Here is a 19,825-nt window from a genome sequence, read left to right as displayed (position 1 = left end):
AGACCAGGCCCCGCAGGCCTGAGATACCACGGCCCGCGGGCCTGGAAAGCGACGGGGCTGCGGGGTGAAAAGCACGGGGCGCAGCCCCTGCTTTTCAGGGGCGCGGGGAACTGCGTGACCAGCCCCCCACCGGGCCCGCGCCCGACAACGCGGCTCGCGTCAGCGCAGTGCCTCGGTCCAATTTGGCGGCACCCTGCCCGGAGGGCCCGGCGCCGGCTGGTCCTCCGGGTGGCTGAGCGGCGGCGCGAGGTCGGGACCCGACTCGTACATCTCGTCCGTCTCGTAGTTCCAGTACCACGACTCACCGGGCTCGTAGCTCTGCACGAAGGGGTGCCCCGTGGCGCCCGCGTGGGCCGTCGCGTGCTGGGAGGGGGAGGAGTCGCAGCAGCCGACGTGACCGCACTGGGCGCAGCGCCGCAGGTGGAACCACCAGCCGCCGGCCGCGTCGCACTCCACGCACCCGTCGCCGCTCGGCGGGACGGCGGGGTCGATTCCGGCGGGCAGGGTCATGTCGTCTCCTCGGTCGTGCGGGGGTCGGGGGCCGAGCCGTCCTCGGGATCGTCGGCGAGCCTGAGGTCCAGGTCGGCGGCCGGCGCCGTCAGTGGCAGGAAGACCTGGAAGCGGGTCTCGCCCGGCCGGGAGTCGACCTCGATGTGCCCATGGTGCTTGTTGACGACGATGCGCCAGGAGATGTCGAGGCCGAGCCCGGTGCCCTGCCCGACCGGCTTGGTGGTGAAGAACGGGTCGAAGATACGGCCCTTGATCTCCGGCGGGATGCCGGGACCGGTGTCACGGAACTCGACCAGCACCTGGTCCCGGTGGTCCAGCGCCGTCCGTACCGTCAACCTGCCCGCGCCCCCGGTGTCGTTGATCGCCGACACCGCGTTGTCGATCAGGTTCGTCCACACCTGGTTCAGCTCACCCGGATAGGCGGGGATGCGCGGCAGCGTACGGTCGTACTCCTTGACCACCTCGATGTCGCCCAGCTTCCCGGAGAGCATCAGCAGGGTGCTGTCGAGGAGTTCGTGGACGTCGGCGTTCTGGTAGGGCGCGCGGTCGAGCTGCGAGTACTGCTTCGCCGCGTCGACGAGGCTGCTGACGCGGGTCGTGGAGTCCTCGATCTCGTTCATCAACAGCTCGGTCTCGACGGTGTAGTTGAGCCAGCGCACCGCCCCTTCGAGGGTGTGCTCGTCCACGGCCTGAGCGACCTGGTCCAGCCAGGCGGTGTCGAGTCCGGCCTGCACGAAGTTCGGCGCGAGCTGCCAGCCGCCCGCGATGCCGTGGTCGTCGAGCCAGTCCGTCAGCTCGTCCTCCCGGTCGGAGGCCTCCAGCGGACTGAGCGGGGTGGCCTTGGCGACCTGCTCGGCCGTCCGTTCCTGCAGATCGACCAGTGACTCCAGCATGGCCCGCTTGTACGGCCCGGCGGCGATCGCCCCGAGCTTGTGCCGCATCCCGGCCACCCGCTCCCGCAGCGCCGAGGTCGCCCGGACCGCGGCCGCGGCCGGGTTGTTCAGCTCGTGCGTCAGACCGGCCGACAACGAGCCCAGCGCCAGCAGCCGTTCCCGCTGGTTGATGGTCCGCTGGGTGTTCTGGTTCCCGAAGAACAGGCCCTCCAGCAGATGGACGGCCATGGGGAACCAGTCGCGCATGATCCGGGCGAAGGCGGCCGCCGGGAGGACGTAGAAGCGGGAGGGCACGGTGACCCGCATGGAGCCCTTGTAGCGGGCCTGGTCCGCCTGGTCGCCGAGATACGCCTGGAAGGCGCCCGCGTACACCCCGACCTGGGAGCTGCGGCTGACCTCCACGTCGTCGTCGCCGACCTGTCGCGACAGCACCACCGTGCCCTCCAGGAGCACGAAGAAGCAGGTGGCCGGCTCGCCCTCGCGGTAGACGTGACCCGGATCGAACCGCTCCACGCGGCCCTCACGGCACAGCCGGTCCAACTGCTCGTCGTCCAGCTTCTCGAACAGGAACAGCCGGCCCAGCTCGGCCCGGTCGCACGGCGACGGCCGCCCGCTCATGACGCGGCCCCCGAGGCCTCCGCGCCGGTCATGACTGCTCCAGATACCTGTGCACCAGCATCACGGCCATCGCTCCCTCTCCCACGGCGGACGCGACCCGCTTCGCGGACTCCGACCGCGCGTCCCCGGCGACGAACACACCCGGCACATTGGTCTCCAGGTGGTACGGCGGCCGGTCCAGCTCCCAGCCCGCCGGAGGGCTCCCGTCCACGGTCATGTCGGGTCCGGCCACGATGAACCCGCGCTCGTCGCGGAGCACGGTCCCCTCCAGCCAGTCGGTGCGCGGCTCGGCGCCGATGAACACGAACAGCCACTGCGCGTCGACGAGTTCCTCCTGCCCGCTCGCCACGTCCTTCAGCGTCAGCTGCTCCAGCTGGTTCGTGCCGTGCGCGGCCTCCACGACCGTGCCGGGGCGCACGAAGATGTTGGGGGCCTCCGCGAGCTGCTGGATCAGATAGTGCGACATGGAGGCGGTGAGCGACTCGCCGCGGACGAGCAGGGTGACCGACTTGGCACCCCGGGCCAGGTACATCGCCGCCTGCCCGGCCGAGTTGGCGCCGCCCACGATGTACACGTCGTGCCCCTGGCAACCGGCCGCCTCGGTCAGCGCGGAACCGTAGAACACGCCGCAGCCGGTGAGGTCCGCGCAGCCCGGTGCGGCGAGCTGCCGGTACGACACGCCGGTCGCCAGGATCACGCTGTGCGCGGCGACCGCCGAACCGTCGGAGAACCGGACGGTCCGCGCCGCCCCGTTCACCTCCAGCCCGCTCACCTCGCGGGCCGAGAGGATCTCCGCGCCGAACTTGGTGGCCTGACGGCGGGCCCGGTCGGTGAGCTGGCCGCCGGACACCCCGTCGGGGAACCCGAGGTAGTTCTCGATCCGTGAACTCTGCCCCGCCTGCCCGCCCGTGGCCGACCGCTCGACGAGGAGCGTCCGCAACCCCTCCGAGGCCCCGTACACGGCGGCCCCGAGCCCGGCCGGTCCGCCGCCGATGACGACCAGGTCGTAGAACTCCTGGGCCGGTGTGGTCGCCAGCCCCACCTTCTCCGCCAGCTCCGCGTCGTCCGGCGCCACCAGCGGCGTACCGTCCGGGGTGACGACCAGCGGCAGCCGTTCGCCGTCCGTGCCGGCCGCCGCGAGCAGCCGTCGCCCCTCCGGCTCGTCCGAGGAGAACCAGCGGTACGGCACCTGGTTGCGGGCCAGGAACTCCCGTACGCCCGAGGACCGTGCCGACCACCGGTGTCCGACCACCTTCGTCGTGCCCGCACAGGAGCGGTCGGCGGCCCGCCAGGCCTGGAGCAGGTCGTCCAGGACCGGATAGAGCTTCTCCTCCGGCGGGTCCCACGGCTTCAGCAGATAGTGGTCGAGGTCGATGACGTTGATCGCGTCGATCGCCGCGCCGGTGTCGGCGTACGCGGTGAGCAGGACGCGCCGGGCGCCCGGATAGACGTCCAGCGCCTGTTCCAGGAACTCGATGCCGTTCATCTCCGGCATCCGGTAGTCGGCCAGGATCACCGCCACCTGGTCGCCGCGCAGCTTCAGCTCCCGCAGGGCCTCCAGCGCCGTCTGTCCGGACTCCGCCCGCACGATCCGGTACGTCTCGCCGTACCTGCGGCGCAGATCCCGCGCCACCGCGCGGGACACTCCGGGATCGTCATCCACCGTGAGGATCACGTTCCGCGCCGGACCGACCGCCTGCGTCATACTCCTCCGCCCCGAGACCAATGGGCCCATCGTATGTTCGACCGCGCCGATGTGCGCGGTTTCCCCGGCGCCACGGGCCGGTACGCCGACGGCCGTGTCAGTTCCGGCGCGGGGCGAGCACGCAGAACTCGTTGCCCTCCGGGTCCTGGAGCACGATCCAGGGCTCGTCCCCGGTCTGCCCGACGTCCGCGTGCCGGGCCCCGAGGCCGAGCAGGCGGGTGACCTCCGCCTCCTGGTCGGCGGGGCGGAAGTCGAGGTGCAGGCGGTTCTTGCCGTCCTTGGCGTCCGGGCTGCGCCCGAACAGCAGGCCGGGGAGGCGGTCCTTCGCCGGGCGGATCTCGTACTCCTCGGGCGACTCGTCGACCACCACCCAGCCGAGCGCCTCGGCCCACCAGCGCCCCAGCGCCGCCGGATCGGCCGCGTCCACCAGCACCTGCTCCCACACCAAGGTCATACGGCGAGCGTAGTGAAGACTGGACCCGTCAGCCATGTGACGACCGAGAGGTGGCCGATGACGACGCGCCCGATCACCGCCGCAGTGGACGGTACCCCCGAGAGCCTCGCCGCGCTGGCGTGGGCCGGCCGGGAGGCCGTACGCCGGGGCCTGGCGCTGCGGGTGGTGCACGCGTGGCGGTGGGAGCCGCACGAGGCGATCACCGTGGACCGGGACGGACAGGAGCGGTGGGCCGGGGAGGCCCTCGCCGAGGCCGCGCGGGGCGTGACCGGGCGCCACCCGGAGCTGGAGGTGACGACGGACCTGGTGGAGGGCCCGCCGGCCGACACGCTGGTCGGCGCCGCCGAGGACGCCGAGACCGTGGTGCTGGGCTCACGCGGACACGGCGCGGTGGTCGGCTTCCTGCTGGGCTCCGTGGGCCAGCAGGTGATCGTCGGGTCACCGCGCCCGGTCGTGCTCGTGCGCGCCGAGGACACCCCGAGCGCCGAGGCCGCCGGACGCGAGGTCGTCGTCGGCCAGCAGGGCAGGCCGGAGGACAGCGCCGACGTGCTGCGGTACGCGTTCGAGACGGCGGCCGCCCGGGGGGCGTCCCTGCGCGCGGTGCGGGCGTGGACGCTTCCCCCGCTGTACGCGTACAGCCCCGGCTCGCTGAAGCTCCTCGACGAGGCCGGCGGGCTGGAGCCGTACGAGAAGAAGGCGCTGGCCGCCGCGCTGGAGCCGTGGCGGGAACGGTTCCCCGAGGTGCGGGTCACCCAGCACGTCGAGATGGGCAGCGCCGGGCAGGTGCTGCTGTCGGTGACCCAGCGGGCGCAGCTGGTCGTCGTCGGACGCCGGGCCCGCCGTACGGCCGTCGGCGCCCGCATCGGCTCGGTCGCCCACGGCGTCCTGCACCACGCGCACTGCCCGGTCGCGGTGGTTCCCCACAAGTGACGCGGGCTCACCCGGCGGTGACGTCGTCCACCTTCGGCGGCAGCGGCGCGAGCGTCTTCGGCAGGACGTTGTCGATGTAGTCCTTCACCGCCATGTCCAGGCCGATGTCGTGCTGGGCCCGCTCGGACAGGTACCAGCGGTGTTCGAGGAGCTGGTGGTAGATCTCCGCCGGGTCCACCGTGCCGCGCAGTTCGAGCGGGACGGCCCGCACGGTCGGGCGGAACACCTCCCGCACCCAGCGGTGCGCCAGCACCTCGGGGCGGGCGCCGAGGGGGTCGCCCGGGGCGTAGTCGTCCTGGGTGGCCATCCAGCTCTCCAGGTCGTTCAGCAGCCGCCGGGCCTGGTTCTCCTCGGTGTCCAGCCCGGTCAGCCGCAGCAACTGCCGCTGGTGGTGGCCCGCGTCGACGACCTTCGGCACGAAGGTGACGGTGTCGCCGTTGTCGGCGTGCTCGATCTGCATCTCGGCGACGTCGAAACCGAGGTCGTTGAGACGGCGGATCCGGCGCTCGATGTAGTGGTACTTCCCGGCCGGGTACACCGACCTGCGGGTCAGCTCCTCCCACAGCCGGTGGTAGCGGGAGCAGATCTCGTTGCCGAAGTCGATCGGGTCCACCGACGGGTGCAGCGCCCCCGACGCCTCCAGGTCCAGCAACTCGCCGCTGATGTTCACCCGGGCCAGATCTAGGTCGTACTCCCGCTGCCCGGAGCTCAGCCGCGCGTGCAGGTCGCCCGTCTCGGCGTCCACCAGGTACGCCGCGTACGCGCCCGCGTCCCGCCGGAACAGCGTGTTCGACAACGAGCAGTCGCCCCAGGCGAATCCGGCCAGGTGCAGCCGCACCAGCAGGACGGCGAGGGCGTCCATCAGCCGGTGCATGGTGGCCGGGCGCATGGTCGTCTCGAACATCGAGCGGTACGGCATCGAACCGCCGAGGTGGCGGGTGATCAGCACCGACTCCAGCGGGTCGCCCGCCTCGTCGAGACGGCCGGTGACGACGCCGAGCGCGTCCACGGCGGGGATGCCGATCCGGTCGAGGTCGCGCAGCAGCTCGTACTCGCGCAGGGCGGGCCGTTCGGCGAGCTCCTTGACGGCGACGACCTCGTCGCCGGCGCGGGCGTAGCGCACGACGTGGCGGGAGATGCCCCGGGGGAGCGGCACGAGGTGGTGCTCGGGCCACTCCTCCAGCGGCAGGTGCCACGGCAGTTCGAGCAGCAGCGCGGGGTGTTCCGGGTTGGTGGCGCTGATCTGCAGTGCCATGGGTCCTCGTCCTTCGTCTCACGGTGCGTCTCACGGTGGTGCGGAGTGCTCTCGGGCAAGCGGTCTCCCCGCTGGTGCCTGGAGCATCTCCGCATCTGAAGGACCGATTCGTCAACAACGGCCCGACCCGTGGTCGGACGGGGACCGACAGCCGTCGGCCGTCGCTCGCGCGGTCAGTGCCGGGCGCGTCGGAACACGTCGTCGGAGTCCGAGTCGTCCCAGCCCGCGATCTCCTCCGAGAGGGTGCGGCGGGCGGTGCGTGCCGAGGTCGCGTACATCGCCTCGATCTCGGCCTCGTACCGCTGCACGATGGTGTCCCGGCGCAGCTTCATCGACGGCGTCAGCATCCCGTTGGCGAGGTCGAACGGCTCGGGCAGGATGCGGTAGACGCGGATCGACTCCGCACGCGACACCGTGCTGTTGGCCGCGGCGATCGCCCGCAGCACCTCCTGCCGCAGCGCGTTCTCCTCCCGTGCCTCCCGCCCCAGCAGCTCGCCCGGCGCGGACAACGACATCCGCCAGTGCGCGAGGAACTCCGGGTCCAGCGTGAGCAGCGCACCCACACAGGGCCGGTTGTCACCCACGACCACCGCCTGGTGGATCAGTGGATGCGTCCGCAGCTGCTCCTCCAGCGGCGCGGGGGCGACTCCCTTGCCGCCGCTGGTGATGATGATCTCCTTCTTGCGGCCGGTGATCGACAGATAGCCCTCGGCGTCCAGCCGCCCGATGTCCCCCGTCGCCAGCCAGCCGTCCTGGAGCGCGGCCCGGGTGCCCGCCTCGTCGTTGACGTACCCCTGGAACACCGAGGGCCCGTTGACCAGGATCTCCCCGTCCCGCGCCACCCGGATCTCCGTGCCCGGCAGCGGCCGGCCCACGGTGCCGAACTTCTCCCGGCCCACCGGCTGGGCGGTGATGCCCCCGGCGGTCTCGGTCAGCCCGTACCCGTCGTGGACGAGGATGCCGATGCCCGCGTAGAACAGCGCCAGATCGCGGTTGAGGGGGGAGCCGCCCGACGTGCCGCCGCGCACCCGGCCGCCCAGCGTCGCGCGCAGTTTGCGGTACACCGTCTTCTCGAAGAAGGCGTGTTGCAGCTTCAGATCCATCGCCGGCCCGGGACCCGTGCCCAGCCGCTGCCGCTCGACCGCGAGGGCGTGGTCCTGGGCGGTGCGCACGGCCCGTTCGAACAACGGCCCCCGGCCGGCCTGTTGGGCCTTGCGCAGGAAGTTCTTGTGGATCCTCTCGAAGAGGTACGGGACACCGAAGAGGAACGTCGGCCGGAACGAGCGCAGCGCTGCCGACAGCGCCTCCTCGCTGAACTCCGGCTCGTGCGCGAGCAGCAGCCCGCCGCGCAGACACATCCCCTGGATCATCAGGCCGTAGACGTGCGAGAACGGCAGGAAGGCCAGGATCGCCGGCTGCTCACCGGGCGCCGCCGCCGTCTGCCGCCAGCCGGCGAGCAGTGCGTCGCAGGGGCTGGCGAGGCTGCGGTGGGAGAGCGCGCAGCCCCGGGGCCGGCCGGTGGTGCCCGAGGTGTACGCGATCACGGCGGTGGAGTCCGGCATGACGATACGGCGCAGCGAGTCCACGGTCGCGTCCGGTACGTCCCGGCCCACCTCGACCAGCTGCGGCAGTGACTCGGCGTCCAGCTGCCACACGTACCGCAGCAGCGGCAGCTTGGCGCACACCGAGCCGACGGTCATCACGCCCAACTCGTCCTCGACGACCACGCCCACACAGGCCGCGTCCCGCAGGATCCACTCGATCTGGTCGCGCGACGACGTCGGACAGACCGGCACGATCTCGGCGCCGACGGCCCACAGCGCGACGGCGAACACCGTCCACTCGTACCGGGTCCGCGCCATCACGGCCACCCGGTTGCCCGGCCGGATCCCGGACGCGATCAACCCCTTGGCCAGATCGGCCACTTCGTCCCGGGCCTCGGCCGCGCTGACCGGCGTCCAGGTGTCGGGGGAGGTGCCGTCGCGGCGGGCGAGCTGCGGCAGCGCGGGATCACGGATCGCCGTGTCGAACAGCGGATCGGCCAGCCCTCCGGCCATGACCGGTCCCGTCGGTGGAGCGATGCCGAAGTTGCCCATGCGACGCTCAGAACCTTCCCTGCACGCGACCTCGCCGACGGTGCGCCAACCGGCGGTGATCGAACGTAGCGTACGGCGCCGAAGCCCGCCCGCGGAATCGGCAAGTCGGCCTCCCCGCATCCGCACTGTGGGCCGTGAACGTGATGTGCGGCACGTGGGCGACCTCCTTCGTGGGACCCTCCCGGGAATCGTCGCTGCCCACGGCTTGATCACCTCTGACCGGCGGTGATGCCCCGGATCCGGACCTCCGACGGGTGTGGCACTGTGGTGCGCGCGACGCGGGAGGTGTCCCGCCGATGTGGAGAGGTGGACGGTGCGCGAGCCCAACGTGATCGGGGACTGGCAGGAGTACGACGGCGATCTGGCCGGCCTGCGTGTGCGCGTCCACGGAGTGGAGTGCGCCGAGCCGCCACGGGGCCGTGACGACGCCGCCGAGGGCCTGACGTACTTCCGGTTCCGGGTCACCGTGGAGAACCGGGGCGGCGACCACGTCGGCCTCCACCTGGAGGACGGCCAGCTCGACATCCGCACCGGCCCCGACGGCGAGAGCGCCTTCCTCGACTGGCGCAACTCCAAGTTCATCGAGGGCTTCGACCTCTACCCGCTGCGCCGCGCCACCTCCGTCCTGTACGCGGCCGCCCCGGAGGCCCACCTCACCCAGTTCGACATCCAGGTCCAGCTGCGTGCCGACGAGGAGTGGACCGAGCGGTACCTGTGGTCCGGCGGCATCGGCGTGGACGAGGACCTCCTCGACCCGGCGGGCGCCCCGGGCCGCGCGGACATCGCCGGGCAGATCACCGCGTTCCTGCACGAGGAGGCGGAGCGGGGCGCGAGCTGAGCGCACGGCCGCCGCTCACCCCGCCTCGGTCCCGCGCCCGCGGGTGACGAGTCGCCTCAGCAGCGGCCACGCCAGCAGCAAGGCGATGATCACGTACACCGTCACCGAGAACGGTGTGTTCACCAGGCCGGTGACGCTGCCGTCGCTGATCTGGAGGGCCCGGCGCAGCTGCTGCTCGGCGTTGGGGCCGAGGATCACGCCGATCACGGCGGGCAGCACCGGCAGGCCGTAGCGGCGCATGCCGAACCCGATCAGGCCGATGACCAGCAGGATCACCAGGTCGATCACCTCGCCGCCGACCGCGTACGCGCCGACCGCCGCGAAGAACAGGATCCCCGCGTAGAGGTACGGCCGCGGGATGCGCAGCAGCTTCGCCCACAGCGGGGCCAGCGGCAGGTTGAGGGCGAGCAGGAGGACCATGCCGACGAAGAGGGAGGCGATCAGGCCCCACACCAGGTCCGGCTCGCGTTCGAAGAGCAGCGGGCCGGGCTGGATGCCGTACTGCTGGAACGCGGCCAGCATCACCGCCGCGACCGCCGTGGTCGGCAGGCCCAAGGTCAGCATGGAGACGAGGGTGCCCGCCGCCGAGGCCGACGCCGCCGACTCCGGGCCCGCGACGCCCTCGATGGCGCCCTTGCCCCACTCGTCCTTGTGCCGGGAGAGCCGCTTCTCGGTTACGTACGACAGGAACGTGGGGATCTCGGCGCCGCCCGCCGGGATCGCGCCGAACGGGAAGCCGATGAACGGGCCGCGTGCCCAGGACTTCCAGCTCCGTTTCACATCGGAGCGGCCCAGCCACGGCAGGCCCACCGGGATCGGTTCGGGCGGGCTGCGCCGCAGGTGGGCGGCGACCCACAGCGCCTCGCCGATGGCGAAGAGACCCACCGCGACGATCACCACGTCCACCCCGTCGGCGAGCTGGAGGGAGCCGAAGGTCAGCCGCTGCTGGCCGGTCATCTGGTCCAGGCCCACCAGCCCGATCGTCAGGCCGATCAGGAGGGAGGCCAGGCCCCGGATGCGGGACGAGCCGAGGACGGACGTCACGGCGATGAACGCCAGCACCATGATCGCGAAGTAGTCCGGGGCTCCGATGTCCACGGCCAGCTCGGCGACCTTCGGCGCCAGCGCCACCAGCAGGACCGTGCCGATCATGCCGCCCGCGAAGTGCCCGATGGCGGCCGCCGCCAGCGCCTGCGCGCCCCGCCCGGACTTGGCCATGGGGTTGCCCTCCATGGCCGCGACCACGGCCGCGCTCTCCCCGGGGGTGTTGAGGAGGATCGAGGTCGTCGAGCCGCCGAACATCGCCCCGTAGTAGATGCCCGCGAACATGATGAACGCGCCGACCGGGTTCAGCCCGTACGTCACCGGCAGCAGCAGTGCCACCGCCATGGCGGGCCCGATCCCGGGCAGCACCCCGATCGCCGTGCCCAGCAGGACACCGATCGCGGCCCACAGGATGTTGATCGGGGTCAGGGCCGTACCGAAACCGTCCATGAGGGAGCTGAAGGCGTCCATGTCAGAGCACTCCCATCAGCGGACCGCCGGGCAGCGGCACCCCGAGCAGGTTGTTGAACACCGCGTAGGTGACCAGGGAGATGACGGCCGCGATCAGCGGATCACGGTCGAGGTGCCGGCTGCCGAGGGCGTAGGCCGCGCCCCAGAACAGCAGGGCGCCGGATATGGGGAAGCCGAGCGGTTCGATCAGGACGGCCGCGCCGAGGAACACCCCGGCCAGCAGCAGGACCGTGCGCCAGTCGGCGGGCTCGGACAGATCGATGTCCTCGCCGCTCTCCGCCTCACCCCGGCCGCCGCGCAGCACGTCCACCGCGAGCAGCGCGGCGATCAGCAGCAGACCGCCGCCGACCACGATCGGCACGGTCCTCGGGCCGACCGGACCGCGCTGCGCGATGTCGACGTCCATGGTGAGCGCGTCCGTCAGGACCAGGACGCCGAGCGCCAGCAGCAGGACGCAGACGCCGAGCTCGGAGTGGTCGCGCAGCCAGGAACGCCGTTCGGGCCCGGGCGCCGGGGGAGTGCCGGTGGTGTCCGTCTCCGTCGTCACAGCCCGAGCTCCTTCAGCACCGACACCACGCGCCTGTCCTGGGCGTCGAGGAAGTCGCCGAACTTCTCGCCGGTGAGGAACGCGTCGTCCCAGCCGTGTCGCTTCAGCGACTGCCGCCACTCCGGCGAGTCGTGCAGCTCCTCGATCAGCCGGGTGAGCTTGTCGCGCTCGGCCTCGGTGAGGCCGGGCGGGGCGACGATGCCGCGCCAGTTGGTGAAGTTCACGTCGTAGCCCGCCTCCTGGAGGGTCGGCGCGTCCAGCCCGGCCACCCGCTTCGGGCCGGTCACCGCGAGCAGCCGCAGCTCGCCCGCCTTGATCTGGTCCAGGTACTCGCCGACCCCGGACACCCCGAAGGCGACCTTGTCGCCCAGGATCGAGGCAAGCAGCTCACCGCCGCCGTCGAACGGGATGTAGTTGACGTCCTTCGGCGCGATCCCGGCGGCCTGCGCCATCAGCATCGGCGCCAGATGGTCGGGCCCGCCCGGCGCCGAACCCCCGCCCACCGGCAGCTTCCCCGGGTCGTCCTTCCAGGCCCCGACGAGTTCGTCGATCGTCTTGTACGGGGAGTCCTTGGCGACCACCACGACGTCCTGTTCCTCGGTGAGGCGGGCGATCGGGGTGGTGTCGGCGAGGGTCTTCGGCGCGTCGTTGGAGCGGACGGCGCCGACGACACCGAGCCCCATCGACATCGCGAGCCTGCCGTTGCCGTGCTCGCTCACCAGCCGGCTCAGACCGACCGTGCCCCCGGCACCGGGCAGGTTGAACACCTCGATGTTGTGGGTGAGCCCGGCGTCCTCGGCGTTCTTCGCGGCCGTCCGCGCCGTGATGTCGTAGCCGCCGCCCGGGGTGTTCGGCACCATGAAACGCAGACCGGGTATCTGGGTGCCGGACTCTCCGCCGCCGCCGGTGGTCAGCAGGGGCGGTCCCACGAGCACGAGCACGGCCGCCCCGAGCAGGGCGAACGGGGTGCGCAGCTGCACGAATGCCACCACCTGTCGGTCGGGTCGAGGGGGGAAGGGTGACCTGGGCCACATCGTGCCCGCGCGAGACGGTCCTGACGCCCTTGCGGAAGCAACGGAGGTTGTGGTCGTAGTGGTCACGGCCCCTGTCACCTTATGGGCACGTCCCCCACACCTCCCTTTCCCGGATCGCACGCGGGCGCCATGATTGTGCGACCCACCGCACAAGGCCGCACCCCGGCCGCGAGACGCCCCGGGCGGCGTCGGCACGAGAGAAGATCGGGACGCCCCGGGCGGCGTCGGCACGAGAGAAGAGTCCGTCGTGGTGTTCCGTCGCCATACCCTCGCAGGCGAGATGCTGGTCCTCCAGCTCGCCATCGTCGTGGTGGTGCTGCTGGCGGTCGCGGCGGTCTCGCTCACACAGTCGGCGGCCACCTTCAACCGGGTCGAGGGCCGCCGGGTCACCGCGCTCGCCGAGCAGCTCGCCGCCAACCCCTTGGTCCGGGACCGCCTCGCGCGGCCCGTCGCGCACGAGGCGCTGGCCCCCCTGGTCAACTCCACCCAGACCCAGTCCGGGGTCACCTCGGTCACCGTCGCCGACGCCGACGGCCGGATCGTCAGCTCCACCGACCCCACGGCGATCGGCGACCCGATGCCGGTGGGCGAGGGCGCCGTCGCGGGCCGGGGCTGGTCCGGCTCACTGACCCTGGACGGCAGCCGCGAGCTGGTGGCCCAGGTTCCCGTGCTCGGCGCGACGACCGACGACAACCTCGGCATGCTGCTGGGCACCGTCATGATCGGTGAGGCGTCCCCCACCGTGTGGCAGCGCCTCAGCGGCGCCTCCTCCTACCTGCTCGCCTACCTCGGCATCGCCAGCGGCCTCGGCCTCGTCGGCTCCTGGCTGCTCGCCCGCCGCGTCAAACGGCAGACCCTCGGCCTGGAGCCCCAGGAGATCGCCGGCCTCGCCGAACACCGCGAGGCCATGCTGTACGGCATCGCCGAGGGCGTGATCGCCCTCGACCCCCACCACCGGCTCACCCTCGTCAACGAGATGGGCCGGCGCCTGCTGGACCTGCCCGAGGACTGCGTCGGCAAGAGCCTCACCGACCTCGGCGTCGAGGGACGGCTGCGGGACGTCCTCGCGGGGGCCCAGGAGGAGGCGCCCCACCAGCGCGACGAGGTCGTGATCCGCCGGGGCCGGGTCCTGGTGATGAACCGGATGACCGTCACCAAGGACGGCCGCCACCTCGGCTCCGTCACCACGCTCCGGGACCGCACCGAACTGGCCCGCCTCGAACGCGAGATCGGCTCCTTCCGCAGCTCCTCCGAGCTGCTGCGCGCCCAGGCCCACGAGTTCGCCAACCAGCTCCACACCATCTCCGGGCTCATCCAGATCGGCGAGCAGGACGAGGTCGTCCACTACATCCGGGCGCTGAGCCGGCACCGCCACTCCCTCGACGTCACCCTCAGCCGCCGCGTCCGCGACACCGCCGTCGCCGCCCTGCTCACGGCGAAGACCTCGCTGGCCGCCGAACGCCGGGTCACCCTGCGGATCTCCGACGCCACCAACCTCGACCGGCTCGCCCCCGAGGACGCCGCCGACGTGGCGACCGTCGTCGGCAACCTCGTCGACAACGCCATGGACGCGGCCGCCACCACGACAGCACCCGACGACCCCGACCGCTGGACCGGCACCGGCGCCCGTGAGGCCTGGGTCGAGGTGGAGCTGCGCCAGGACGCCTCCAGCGTGGAGATCGTCGTCCGCGACTCGGGCCCCGGCGTGGCCCCCGAACTCGCCCGCGAGGTCTTCTCCCACGGATTCACCACCAAGGCCGCCCGGGAAGGCGAACGCGGCATCGGCCTGGCCCTCACCCGCCTGGTGTGCGAACGCCACGGCGGGGAGATCTCGGTGACCAACACCCCCGACGGGGCCATGTTCACCGCCCGCATGACCGTCAGCCACCTCGCCGACGCGGTGGCGGAAGGAGCGACACCATGACCGGCACGAGCAGCCCGCCCGGCACGAGCAGCGGGCCGTCCGCCCAGAGCGGGACGCCCGGCACCATCGACGTGCTCGTGGTCGACGACGACTTCATGGTGGCCCGGGTCCACCGCACCTTCGTCGAGCGCGTCGAGCCGTTCCACGTCGTCGGCGTCGCCAGCACCGGTGAGCAGGCCGTCGCCGCCGTCGACGAGCTCCGCCCCGACCTCGTCCTCCTCGACCTCTATCTCCCCGACGGCTTCGGCCTCGACGTCATACCCCGGCTGCGCACTGCCGGACACGACTGCGACGTCATGGTCATCAGCGCCGCCCGGGAGGCCGACAGCGTGCGCGGCGCGGTCCGCCACGGCGTCGTCGACTACCTCCTCAAGCCCTTCGAGTTCGAGGAGCTGCGCTCCCGGCTCCAGCGGTACGCCGCCCAGCGGGGCCGACTGCTCACCACCGTCGTCCGCGGCCAGGCCGACGTCGACCGGGTCCTCGCCGGAGCCACCGCGCCGGCGTCGACGGCCGGCGCCCTGCCCAAGGGCATGAGCGTGGAGACCGCCGAGCTGATCGAGGCCACCCTGCGCGCCGCCGACGGCACCCTCTCCGCCACCGAGTGCGCCACCCTCACGGGCATCTCCCGGGTCAGCGCCCGCCGCTACCTGGAGTACTTCCACGGCACCGGCAGCGCGGACGTCTCCCTGCGCTACGGCGTGGCCGGGCGCCCGGAGCGGCGCTACAGCTGGCGGGTGTGAGGCCCCGGGTCCCCGGGTTCGGGGCCACGTGTCCCCCGGCTTCGGGTCCGCCCTTCCCACAGGCCTCGCCCGGCTACAGCCCCAGGTGCCGCCGTACGACGTCGACGACCTCCTCCGGCCGCTCGTTGAGGTAGACCCTCCACGCCGCACGCCGAGCGCACGCACCGAACGCCGCTCCTTCTCCCACGGAGATCCATCAGAAGGGCCCTAGCGGCCGGGCGTCGTCGCCGGAGACGGCCTCGGCGATCCGCTCGGCCAGCTCCCGGACGCTCGACGACGGCGGCTCGGCGTAACGGTCCTGGCGCCCCGGGTACTGCGCGGCCAGCACATCGGCCGCCGGGGCGAGCGCCGGCGTCATGGGGTGGTAGGCGCTCGCCGAACCGCCCGCGTGCGGCAGACACAGCAGCCGCACCGGAGCATCCGGCGCGGGTCGGTAGTTCCGCAGCCACGGACCGCTGTCGACCGCTGAGGTCATGGACTCACTCGCCTTCCGGTTCCTTCTCGCGCCGCCGGCGTCGGCACGCGTTCCAGGACGCCACCCGCGAAGACGTCGTACAGGGGCAGCGTTTCGAGGTGGACGTAGCCGATGTGGCAGTCGCACACGGACAACGGGCAGGGGCGGGGCGCGAGTGCCGTACGGAAGGATCCGTCGTAGAGGTTGCCCAGTTCGGTCCTGACGAAGTGGCAGCGCCGCACCGTGCCGTCCCCGTCCACCGACACCACCGTGGAGCCCGTGCGGCAGGCGCGGCCCGCCGAGCGGTGGGGGTGGCGGCTGAAGGGGAAGAGGGGGTCCAACTCGGTCCAGAGCGCGGCCTCCTCGTCGGTGTAGGTGTGTCCCTCGGCTGCGTTCACCCAGAGGTACACCTGCTCCGGCAGCTCCCGGCGCAGCCGTCGGGCGTGCTCCAGGTGCTCGGGCAGGCCGACGATCCCCACGCTGAAGCGGATCCCGTTCGCGACGAGTCGCAGCGCCTTGCCGAGGAACCGCTCGTACGGGGTCTGCCCGGGGTGATAGGTGCACCACAGGGCCACCGTGTCCGGGTCCGCCTCCGACAGCCATTCCGTGCGGCAGCTCAGGTTCGTCTGGATCGCCACCCGGTCGATGTGCGGCTGGTGGGAGAGCTCGACCAGTGCCTTGCGGTACCAGGAGCGCACCAGCCCCTCGCCCCACGGCGTGAACAGCACCGACAGTCGGTCGCCTGTCTGTTCCCGGGCCCAGGCGGTGAAACGCTCCAGGGCCGCGCGGTCGGCCCGCAGCCGCTCAGTCGAGTCGCGACGCTTGGCGAACGGGCAGTAGGGGCAGTCGTAGTCGCAGGAGGCGAGCGGGCCCCGGTAGAGGATCGTCAGGTCCACGGGCGCGTCACTTCGGCTCGTAGGCGGCCATCGCCGCTCGGACGGCCGGGGAGAAGAACCCGGGGCCGATGGCGTCCGAGTGCGCCAGCCCCTCGGCGGACAGTCGCAGCAGGCCGGAGCCCGTGTCCGCCAGCCAGCCGCGCGCGGCCAGCAGGTCCAGCTCCGGGGCGAAGTCCGTGTACGGGTCTGACCCGAACCGGCGACGGTACTCCGCCACCGGCAGCCCCCGTGCCTGGAGCAGCGACTGCAGCAGATGGCGACGCCGGGCCTCGTCCTCGTCGACCACCCGGCCGTGCACAGCCCGGCCGAAGTCCCGTGTGGTGGTGTAGTCGTCGATGATCGTGCGGATCTGGCCCATGTCCACCGCGTAGTCGAAGGAGTAGTGCACCGTCGACGTGTACGAGCGGGCTCCGCAGCCCAGGCCGATCATCCCGTCGGTCTGGCAGGCGTAGTCGTCCGGGCCCTGCGGCGGAGCGTCCGCGCGGCGGAACATCCGCATGGAGACCTGCTCGTAGCCGTGCGCGAGGAGGTGGTCGCGGCCCTCGCGGTAGCGCCGCAGCCGCTCCTCGTCCCAGTCGCGGTCCGCGAGCGCCGGATCCGCGTTCCGGCCGAGGCCCGTGAGCGGCCGGACGTACAGCGGATAGAGGTAGATCTCCTCCGGCCGCCAGGCGAGGGCCGCGTCCAGCGACAGCCGCCAACTCGCCGCCGTCTGCCCGTCGATGCCGTAGATCAGGTCGATGTTCAGGACGGGGACGGCGGCGTCCCGGATCCGGGACAGCGCCGCCTCCACATCGGACCGCCGCTGCGGTCGTACGGCCGCACGCGCCTCCTCCGGCACGAAGCTCTGCACGCCGAGGCTCAGCCGCGTTGCGCCCCGCTCGGCCAGTACGGACAGCCGGTCGGCCGTCGCCGTGGCCGGGGAGGCCTCGACCGACAGCGGGATCGCCCGCAGGTCCGCGCCCAGGTGCCGCTCGGCGATGTCGCACAGCCGCTCCAGCTCCGCGGCCTCCAGATAGGTCGGGGTGCCACCGCCGAACGCTGCGTTCGCGAACCGCGCCGGCTCCGCGTCCCCGAGCGCCTCCCGCACCGCGATCGCCTGCCGTTCGAGGGCGTCGAGATAGCGGCCGGTCAGCCCGTCGGGCGCGCCGATCCGGGTGAAGAGGTTGCAGAAGCCGCAGCGCACCTCGCAGAACGGTATGTGCGCGTACAGCGACAGGGCCTGCCGTGACTCCCCGGCCCACAGGTCGGCGAGCCGGGGTTCGCCGGGCAGCCTCCGGTACGCCGTCTTGTGCGGGTAGGCGTACACATAGTGCTGGTAGGGGCGGACCGCCGCCCCGGTGACGGTCATGCGGAGGGCTCCAGGAAGAAGTGGCTGTAGGGGACGGTCCACACGGCCTCGTGGCCGAGGCGGTGCCCGGTGTAGCCGTCCTCGCCGTAGGTGGTCCCGTGGTCGGAACAGACGACCGCGAAGCAGCGGCGCCGTGAACTCATCGCGGCGAAGAGCCGGCCGATGTGCCGGTCCACGTACTCCAGGGCCGCCGCGTGCGTGGCCAGGCTGTCGCCCGCCTCGCGGGTGGCGCCCGGCAGATGGAACCAGTTGGGCTGGTGCAGCGCCGAGACGTTGAGGAAGAGGAACAGCCGCCGGTCGGCGGGCAGTTCGGCCACGACCCGCTCGGCGCGGGCCACCTGGGACTCGAACGACATCGGTGACGCGACGGAGAACTCCGGCTCCCAGTGGCTCTCCTGGAACAGGTCCGGCAGGACACTGCCGAGCGCGCCCTGCTTGTTGAAGAACCCGACACCGCCGACGCACACCGTGCGGTAGCCGTGCGCGGCGAGCCCCGAGACCAGGTCGGGACTGTCGAAGACGAAGGTGCGCCCCTCGGTGGTCTCGCTGCCGGCGAACCGGCCCGCGAAGAGCCGGGGATGCGGCCCGGGCGCCGCCGGGGTGGGCAGGAACCCCGCGAACATCGCCTGGTGCGAGGCGTAGGTGAAACTGCCGGGCGCGTGCCGCTTCTCCCAGGTGCCGCCCGGCAGCCGGGCGGCCAGGTTCGGCAGCCGGCCCTCCCGTACGAGCCGCTGCGCCACGTCGTACCGCAGGGTGTCGAGGGTGAGCAGCAGCAGGTCGTCGCGGCCCACCACCTCGTTCATGTCGGGCGGCCGGACGCTTTCCGAGGGCCCCGGGGCCGTGTCGGTCCGGTCAGGAGGGTGCATGGTCTTTCCTTGCCTGGGGGTGGTGCGGGAACGGCGTGAACATCGCGCTCCGCACCGCCGCGAGTTGTGCCGTGTAGGTGTCGAGGCCTTCGGCCGGGCCGCCCGGCAGTCCGGTCAGCCGGGGCAGCAGGTCGCCGAAGGCGTTGACCTCGCCCACCGTGAACCGGCGCCAGCCGATCGCCGGGAGCAGGTCCACGCCGACGCACAACGTCTCCGGGAAGCAGGCCGCGGCGCGCTCGCAGATGTCCAGCGCCTGCCGCCAGCGGTCGCCCGCCGCGTCCACGACCGAGGTCAGATCGCCCCGTGCCCCGCCGAGGTGGAGGTTCGTCATCGGGAAGCGGCTGGTGCGGACGACGGCGTGTGTGGCCCGGCCCGCCACGACCAGCACCCGTAGGTCGGCGGACCGGCCCTGCGCGGACGCCTTCGGCAGCCAGCGCTCGATGTGCAGGCCGTCGGGGGCGAGGGCGTCGACGATGCCGGCGATCTCCCGCTCGTCCGAGTAGCGCCGCACCCGCAGGGAGTTGTGCAGCCGGGGCGCTGCGTGCGGCCCGTCGGTGGCCGCGACCTCCACCGAGGTGGTGGCCCGGAGCCGTCCGCCCGCCGACGACTCCACGGCCAGCACACCGGACGCCGAGGAGCCGTGGGCCGGTTTCACGAAGACCCGCGGCATGCCGTGCTCCCGCATCACCGCCCGTACGTCGTCCCAGCCGCGCACCACGAGCGTGTCGCCCGAGGTGGGCGACGGCGGCACCGGCACCCCCGCAGCGTCGAGCCGGGCGTGGCACAGCCGCTTGTCGAACAGGACCGCCAGGTCCGCGGGACCGTCCAGCCGGACCCCGCCCCGCAGCGAGCCCACGGCGGCCAGGAACCGGGCGTACCAGGTGGCCGAGCCCTCCACCCGCGTCGGGTCGTCGACGTCCCGCAGCAGCCGGTCCACCTCGGCGTTCTCACCCGGCGAGTCCAGCCGCACGATCTCGTCGTCGGCGAACACGTGGCCGCCGTCGCGCAGCACGTCCCGCCACTCGACGACACGCGGCGTCCCCGCCCCGGCCGCCTCGGCCGCCGTCACGAACAGCCCGACCCGGCGGTTCTCGCCGTTCCCGACGACCACCCACCTGTACGGGCCCGGCCCCGCTCCCGTCGCACCGGTCCAGCCGGCCACACCGCCTCCCCCCTCGTCCAAGAACCCCCGCACTCCTACG

18 protein-coding genes are annotated in these 19,825 nt (G+C 72.5%); 4 read left to right on the top strand and 14 right to left on the bottom strand.

The features are described 5' to 3' along the window. Positions 1-159: 159 nt before the first annotated feature. The 4 genes from HW837_RS14310 to HW837_RS14295 all read right to left on the bottom strand — a co-directional run bounded on the left by HW837_RS14310 (position 160) and on the right by HW837_RS14295 (position 4,180). Positions 160-510, bottom strand: a complete 351-nt coding sequence (locus HW837_RS14310) for a UBP-type zinc finger domain-containing protein (protein WP_045560160.1) — start codon at positions 508-510, stop codon at positions 160-162. Further along, on the bottom strand, positions 507-2,021 hold the full coding sequence (locus tag HW837_RS14305; protein WP_045560161.1) for an ATP-binding protein: 1,515 nt from the start codon (positions 2,019-2,021) through the stop codon (positions 507-509). The genes HW837_RS14310 and HW837_RS14305 overlap by 4 nt, the downstream gene beginning before the upstream one ends. 28 nt (positions 2,022-2,049) lie before the next feature. Next, a complete protein-coding gene (locus tag HW837_RS14300; RefSeq protein WP_193379615.1) occupies positions 2,050-3,726 on the bottom strand; it encodes an NAD(P)/FAD-dependent oxidoreductase in 1,677 nt (558 codons plus the stop codon). A gap of 97 nt (positions 3,727-3,823) precedes the next feature. Then, positions 3,824-4,180 carry a VOC family protein gene (locus HW837_RS14295; protein WP_193379616.1) on the bottom strand — a complete coding sequence of 119 codons (357 nt, stop codon included), beginning with the start codon at positions 4,178-4,180 and terminating at the stop codon, positions 3,824-3,826. A gap of 57 nt (positions 4,181-4,237) precedes the next feature. Here HW837_RS14295 and HW837_RS14290 point away from each other — a divergent pair, with 57 nt between their 5' ends. After that, positions 4,238-5,110, top strand: coding sequence for a universal stress protein (locus tag HW837_RS14290; protein WP_093790946.1), 873 nt, complete (start codon positions 4,238-4,240; stop codon positions 5,108-5,110). Positions 5,111-5,117: 7 nt separating this feature from the next. Here the strand turns inward: HW837_RS14290 and HW837_RS14285 are convergent, their stop codons facing one another. Together HW837_RS14285 and HW837_RS14280 are read right to left on the bottom strand one after the other, a co-directional pair. Beyond that, positions 5,118-6,365: a DUF4032 domain-containing protein gene (locus HW837_RS14285; protein ID WP_045560165.1), complete on the bottom strand. Its 1,248-nt coding sequence runs from the start codon at positions 6,363-6,365 to the stop codon at positions 5,118-5,120. Positions 6,366-6,538: 173 nt separating this feature from the next. After that, a complete protein-coding gene (locus HW837_RS14280) occupies positions 6,539-8,461 on the bottom strand; it encodes an AMP-dependent synthetase/ligase (protein WP_093790945.1) in 1,923 nt (640 codons plus the stop codon). Positions 8,462-8,774: 313 nt separating this feature from the next. Between HW837_RS14280 and HW837_RS14275 the strand changes: the two genes are divergently transcribed. Beyond that, positions 8,775-9,299 (top strand): hypothetical protein, encoded by a 525-nt coding sequence (locus HW837_RS14275; protein WP_045560167.1) that lies wholly within the window; start codon positions 8,775-8,777, stop codon positions 9,297-9,299. A gap of 15 nt (positions 9,300-9,314) precedes the next feature. Here the strand turns inward: HW837_RS14275 and HW837_RS14270 are convergent, their stop codons facing one another. From HW837_RS14270 to HW837_RS14260, 3 genes are read right to left on the bottom strand one after another with little or no spacing between them, the layout of a single operon-like run. Then, on the bottom strand, positions 9,315-10,814 hold the full coding sequence (locus tag HW837_RS14270) for a tripartite tricarboxylate transporter permease (RefSeq protein WP_045560168.1): 1,500 nt from the start codon (positions 10,812-10,814) through the stop codon (positions 9,315-9,317). Position 10,815: 1 nt separating this feature from the next. Next, positions 10,816-11,361 (bottom strand): tripartite tricarboxylate transporter TctB family protein, encoded by a 546-nt coding sequence (locus tag HW837_RS14265; protein ID WP_045560169.1) that lies wholly within the window; start codon positions 11,359-11,361, stop codon positions 10,816-10,818. Beyond that, positions 11,358-12,341 carry a Bug family tripartite tricarboxylate transporter substrate binding protein gene (locus tag HW837_RS14260; protein ID WP_045560170.1) on the bottom strand — a complete coding sequence of 328 codons (984 nt, stop codon included), beginning with the start codon at positions 12,339-12,341 and terminating at the stop codon, positions 11,358-11,360. The genes HW837_RS14265 and HW837_RS14260 overlap by 4 nt, the downstream gene beginning before the upstream one ends. A 334-nt stretch (positions 12,342-12,675) precedes the next feature. Here HW837_RS14260 and HW837_RS14255 point away from each other — a divergent pair, with 334 nt between their 5' ends. Continuing rightward, positions 12,676-14,319 (top strand): sensor histidine kinase, encoded by a 1,644-nt coding sequence (locus HW837_RS14255; protein WP_193379617.1) that lies wholly within the window; start codon positions 12,676-12,678, stop codon positions 14,317-14,319. Continuing rightward, positions 14,316-15,059 (top strand): response regulator, encoded by a 744-nt coding sequence (locus HW837_RS14250; protein ID WP_045560171.1) that lies wholly within the window; start codon positions 14,316-14,318, stop codon positions 15,057-15,059. Before HW837_RS14255 ends, HW837_RS14250 begins: the two co-directional genes overlap by 4 nt. A 196-nt stretch (positions 15,060-15,255) precedes the next feature. On the opposite strand, the gene HW837_RS14245 is transcribed toward HW837_RS14250, so the two are convergent. The 5 genes from HW837_RS14245 to HW837_RS14225 are packed head-to-tail and all read right to left on the bottom strand — an operon-like array spanning position 15,256 to position 19,785. Further along, positions 15,256-15,534: a thioesterase II family protein gene (locus HW837_RS14245; RefSeq protein WP_093790942.1), complete on the bottom strand. Its 279-nt coding sequence runs from the start codon at positions 15,532-15,534 to the stop codon at positions 15,256-15,258. Continuing rightward, a complete protein-coding gene (locus tag HW837_RS14240) occupies positions 15,531-16,409 on the bottom strand; it encodes an STM4011 family radical SAM protein (RefSeq protein WP_193379618.1) in 879 nt (292 codons plus the stop codon). Before HW837_RS14240 ends, HW837_RS14245 begins: the two co-directional genes overlap by 4 nt. Before the next feature lie 7 nt (positions 16,410-16,416). Then, the gene (locus HW837_RS14235) at positions 16,417-17,757 is read right to left on the bottom strand and encodes an STM4012 family radical SAM protein (protein ID WP_045560173.1); all 1,341 of its coding nucleotides are present in this window, start codon (positions 17,755-17,757) and stop codon (positions 16,417-16,419) included. Further along, complete coding sequence (locus HW837_RS14230) at positions 17,754-18,560, bottom strand: STM4013/SEN3800 family hydrolase (RefSeq protein ID WP_045560267.1); 807 nt, start codon at positions 18,558-18,560, stop codon at positions 17,754-17,756. Before HW837_RS14230 ends, HW837_RS14235 begins: the two co-directional genes overlap by 4 nt. A gap of 49 nt (positions 18,561-18,609) precedes the next feature. After that, positions 18,610-19,785: an STM4014 family protein gene (locus HW837_RS14225; protein ID WP_093790939.1), complete on the bottom strand. Its 1,176-nt coding sequence runs from the start codon at positions 19,783-19,785 to the stop codon at positions 18,610-18,612. Between the last annotated feature and the right edge of the window lie 40 nt (positions 19,786-19,825).

This window comes from Streptomyces caniscabiei, assembly GCF_014930365.1.
Lineage (GTDB): Bacteria > Actinomycetota > Actinomycetes > Streptomycetales > Streptomycetaceae > Streptomyces > Streptomyces caniscabiei.
Note: the sequence above shows the minus strand (reverse complement) of the source record. Positions and strands in the feature narration are given on the sequence as shown.

Excerpts from the sequence above, each read along its gene's own strand:
- HW837_RS14310 (WP_045560160.1), bottom strand. The coding sequence starts at position 510 with ATGACCCTGCCCGCCGGAATCGACCCCGCCGTCCCGCCGAGCGGCGAC.
- HW837_RS14305 (WP_045560161.1), bottom strand. The coding sequence starts at position 2,021 with ATGAGCGGGCGGCCGTCGCCGTGCGACCGGGCCGAGCTGGGCCGGCTG.
- HW837_RS14300 (WP_193379615.1), bottom strand. The coding sequence starts at position 3,726 with ATGACGCAGGCGGTCGGTCCGGCGCGGAACGTGATCCTCACGGTGGAT.
- HW837_RS14295 (WP_193379616.1), bottom strand. The coding sequence starts at position 4,180 with ATGACCTTGGTGTGGGAGCAGGTGCTGGTGGACGCGGCCGATCCGGCG.
- HW837_RS14290 (WP_093790946.1), top strand. The coding sequence starts at position 4,238 with ATGACGACGCGCCCGATCACCGCCGCAGTGGACGGTACCCCCGAGAGC.
- HW837_RS14285 (WP_045560165.1), bottom strand. The coding sequence starts at position 6,365 with ATGGCACTGCAGATCAGCGCCACCAACCCGGAACACCCCGCGCTGCTG.
- HW837_RS14280 (WP_093790945.1), bottom strand. The coding sequence starts at position 8,461 with ATGGGCAACTTCGGCATCGCTCCACCGACGGGACCGGTCATGGCCGGA.
- HW837_RS14270 (WP_045560168.1), bottom strand. The coding sequence starts at position 10,814 with ATGGACGCCTTCAGCTCCCTCATGGACGGTTTCGGTACGGCCCTGACC.
- HW837_RS14255 (WP_193379617.1), top strand. The coding sequence starts at position 12,676 with ATGCTGGTCCTCCAGCTCGCCATCGTCGTGGTGGTGCTGCTGGCGGTC.
- HW837_RS14250 (WP_045560171.1), top strand. The coding sequence starts at position 14,316 with ATGACCGGCACGAGCAGCCCGCCCGGCACGAGCAGCGGGCCGTCCGCC.
- HW837_RS14245 (WP_093790942.1), bottom strand. The coding sequence starts at position 15,534 with ATGACCTCAGCGGTCGACAGCGGTCCGTGGCTGCGGAACTACCGACCC.
- HW837_RS14235 (WP_045560173.1), bottom strand. The coding sequence starts at position 17,757 with ATGACCGTCACCGGGGCGGCGGTCCGCCCCTACCAGCACTATGTGTAC.
- HW837_RS14230 (WP_045560267.1), bottom strand. The coding sequence starts at position 18,560 with ATGAACGAGGTGGTGGGCCGCGACGACCTGCTGCTGCTCACCCTCGAC.